The 1,658-nt window shown below is 59.6% G+C and carries 1 protein-coding gene; it reads right to left on the bottom strand.

Annotation, left to right across the window (positions count from 1 at the left end; genetic code table 11):
• Positions 1–1,658 (bottom strand): non-ribosomal peptide synthetase (locus A1355_RS05720; RefSeq protein WP_197471727.1); only part of this gene is annotated, 1,658 nt, incomplete at both ends.

Consider the following 1,658-nt stretch of genomic DNA (forward strand, 5'->3'; position numbering starts at 1 on the left):
GCCAACAAGGAATGCCCGCCCAATTCGAAGAAATCGTCTTCGATGCCCACTGGCTCGACACCTAAAACCTCTTGCCAAATCTCTACCAAGGCTTGCTCGGTTTCGGTGCGGGGCGCCACATACGCCTTTTTCAGCTGTTCGCTGAGATCCGGCGCCGGCAATTGCTTCCGATCCAATTTGCCATTGGCGGATAGCGGCATGGCGTCTAACATCACGAAGGCACTGGGCACCATGTAGTCCGGCAGGTGGTGTTTGAGTTGGGCTTTGATGTGATCGACTAGGGCCTGCTCGGCCTCCGCGTTTGCTTCCGTCGTAAGTGGAACCACGTAAGCCACCAAGCGCTTGTCGCCGGGGTGATCTTCCCTCGCGATTACTACGGCGTCCTTGATCTCGGGCTGCTGAAGCAATTGCGCTTCGATTTCGCCCAGCTCGATGCGGAAGCCGCGGATTTTGACCTGGTAGTCGAGCCGGCCCAGAAACTCAAGTGCGCCGTCGGCGCGATAGCGGACCAGATCGCCGGTTTTGTAAAGCCTGCCGCCGGCCGGACCAAAGGGGTCGGGGACGAAACGCTCAGCGGTCAGATCGGGGCGGTGCCAGTAGCCGGGCACGATGCCCGCTCCACCGATGTACAGTTCGCCGGCTACGCCGACCGGGACCGGGTTGAGCGACCGATCCAGGTTGTAAAGACGAACGTTGGCGATCGGCCGACCTATCGATAATGGTTTGTCCAAATCATCCAAACTCGCTTGGTAGACGCTACTCCACACCGTACCTTCTGTCGGGCCGTATTCGTTGTAGAGTTTGGCGCCGGGCAATACGGCAAGGTGGCGCTTGACGACGTCGGTCGGACACGCTTCACCGGCGACGATGGCAACCTGCAGGCCGCTTAAGGCGTGGGGCGCTTGTTCCAAGAGCACGGCATACAGCGATGGCAAGGCTAACAGGTGGGAGATGCGCCCTTGCTCTATCAGGGCTGCCAGCGCCACCGGGTCTTTGCTGTTGTCGTCATGGGGTAGATATAAACAGCCGCCTTGAGCCAGGGTCCAGAAAATGCCCGCCACCGAGCTGTCGAAAGCAAACGAGGACAGCAGCAGATAGGTTTTGACCGGTTCTGGATAACCTGTCAGCCGGGACCAAGTGGAATGCACCGCGTTGCGGTGGTTCACCGCCACGCCCTTGGGCCGACCGGTTGAGCCGGAGGTGTAGATCAGGTAAGCCAGATGCAAGGGATGCAGGTTCACCGTAGGGTTTGTCGCGGGATAACCGGCTATGGCCGAACTGTCGCGGTCGAGGTAGATGACTCCGTCTCTTGCCGCCGTCAAGTCCGTAGGGTCGGCAAATTCGGCATAGCATCCTTCGTGGGTCAATAACAACGTGACGCCGGCATCGGCTAGTATCAACTTCCGCCGTTCGGCCGGATAGTTCGGATCGAGCGGCACATAAGCGCCGCCAGCCTTCAAAATCCCCAGCAGGCCGACCACCATCTCCAGCGAGCGTTCCAGGCAAATACCGACCAGCACGTCCGGCCCGACGCCTCGTTCGATCAGGTAATGCGCCAGTTGGTTGGCTTTGGCGTTCAGTTCGGCGTAGCTCAGGCTTTCGCCTTCAAAGCTCAGCGCGATGGCGTCCGGGCTTATCTCGACTTGCGCTTCGAACAG

This window comes from Methylomonas koyamae (genome assembly GCF_001644025.1).
Classification (GTDB): Bacteria; Pseudomonadota; Gammaproteobacteria; order Methylococcales; family Methylomonadaceae; genus Methylomonas; species Methylomonas koyamae_A.